Annotated in this window: 2 protein-coding genes; both read right to left on the bottom strand. The window is 66.8% G+C overall.

Annotated features, from left to right (window positions below; genetic code table 11):
• The coding region (locus ASG00_RS15435) for a hypothetical protein (RefSeq protein WP_162238389.1) at window positions 1-251 on the bottom strand (251 nt) is incomplete at its 3' end.
• 150 nt (window positions 252-401) lie between these two features.
• Entirely contained in the window at window positions 402-1973 is a 1572-nt protein-coding gene (gene pstS / locus ASG00_RS10315) for a phosphate ABC transporter substrate-binding protein PstS (protein WP_056209316.1), read from the bottom strand.
• Window positions 1974-2133: the final 160 nt, after the last annotated feature.

Below are 2133 nucleotides of genomic sequence, written 5' to 3' on the forward strand. Positions count from 1 at the left end.
CCCTGCGACGTGAGGTTCTGGGTCTGCGAGATCGTCACAGCGAGATCGGGCATCGGGGCGTTCGCGACATCCGGATCCTGCTGAGCCGACGTGATCGTCACTGCAGAGGAGGTGTCGGTCGCCGCGTGCGCCGGCGGTGCCGCCGCAATGCCGATCGCCGTGGTCGCGCCGAACGCGACGAGTCCGCAGATCAGCCCGACGGCGACGGACGCGATCCAGCGCTGGCGGCGCTGACGCGGGACGGTGGGCACGACGTTCCTCCTGGCAGGGGCGAGCGTTCACCCGAACGCTCTCAAGCTAAAAGCGGGTGGTGTATTGCCGATGAACCGACCGGTAACGACGACACTCGATCGGATCGTCGCCGGGCAAACGAGCCGAGTGCTCGTCGCGGACAGCTCGGGTCAGCGTCGACTGTCGGGTCTGCGTCCGCGTCGGCGAATCAGGGTGGGTGGCAGGATCACGGCGGCGAGAAGCAGCACCCCCGCGGCGAGCATGAGGTACTGCTGGGGCCCCCACCCATCCGATGCGAGCGTGAACGGGGCGGACACAGCAGCCTGCCCGGATGATCCGCCGGCGGACCCCGAGACGATGTTGCCGTTGGCGTCGTACACCGCTGTGCCCGTGCTCGCCCCGTCTGCGGTCGACCCGGTGGAGGTGCCGCCCGAGCCTCCCCCGGAGGAGGATGCGCCGCCGCTGGAGGAGTTGTTCACAGCCCCCGACCCCGTGGCGGCCGTCGACTGCTGCGCGCCACCGGTTCCGCTGGTGCACTGAGTCGGGCCCTGCTTGTCACAGGCGGCGGGCTGGGGTGCCGTCGAGGCCAGCTGGTTGCTCGTCGGTGAGTCGCCCGCCTTGAACGTCGGATTGTTGCAGTTGTTGAAGTCGACGCCGCCGACCGATCCCGGGATCTTGGCGACGACCGCCGATGCCGCCTGCACGAGGTTCATGGGCAGTGGCGAATAGCCGAGCGCGGCTGCCTGCTGCTGACCCTCGCAGATCATGTAGTCGGCGAACTTGCTGAGGGTCTTGCCCTTGTCCGTGGTGAAGACCTTGGTCGGCTGCAACGGCACGATCATGTACGAGTAGCTCGACATGGGGTAGGTTCGCGGGTCGGTGTTGTTGTACACGCCGGTGAGGTTCTGGGTGAGGTCCGGGTTGATCGTCGCCGCGAGCATCGCCACCGCGACAGATTGGTACGTCGGCTCGACGTAGTAGCCCGCCTTGTTGAGGACCTTCGCCACCGGGAATCCGGACTTCATCGCGTACGAATACTCGACGTACGTGATCGCCCCCTCGCCGTAGTCCTGACTCACATACCCCGCGACGCCGAGCGAGCCGTTCTGTCCTTTGAAGGTGGAGTTGACGGCGGGAAACTGCGATCGCATGCCGTACGTCCAGATCGACGAGTACTGGGTCGACATCCACAGCGTGAATTGCGCGCTCGTACCCGAGCCATCCGAGCGGTACACCGGCGTGATCGTCCGGTCGGGCATCGCGAGACCCGGGTTGTCGGCCTGTACTGCGGGATCGTTCCACTTCGTGATCTTGCCCGTGAAGATCTTCGCGATCACCTCACCGGACAACCGGAGATTGGTGACCCGCTTGCCGCCGATCTTGAGGTTGTACATCAGCGACGTGCCGCCGGCGACGATCGGCATGTAGGCGTACGACACGGGCGGGACCTCGGCTGCCGAACCGTCCTCGGGCTTGGACTGGAAGGGGATCTCGGAGATGGCGAAATCGACGGTCTGGTTGATGAAGTCGGTGCGACCGGCGCTGGAGCCGGTTCCCGAGTAGTTCACCGTCATGCCGTAATTGCTCGCCACGTTCTTGCGCCACTGGTCGAGGGCGTTCTGCGACCAGGTGGATCCGGATCCGGAGATCGGCGCGTACGAGTCCGCGGTCGCGGGCGTCGCGATCGTCAGCAGGAGCACGACGGCGGCGAGCGCGGCGGCGAGGCGGGTCCGGACGTTCACGAGGGGTTCTCTTCCGACGGCGGTGTGACGGGTGGGGTGAGGTCGGGCGATGACGGATGCTGCGCGGCATCCGGTTCCGCCCGCCGATCAGCTTCTCGCTGGGCCATTCGCCAGCGGAGATCTGCGGGAGGCTTGCCCTTCGGCTTGCGGGGAGCGCCGG

The organism is Microbacterium sp. Leaf351, from assembly GCF_001423825.1.
GTDB lineage: Bacteria > Actinomycetota > Actinomycetes > Actinomycetales > Microbacteriaceae > Microbacterium > Microbacterium ginsengisoli.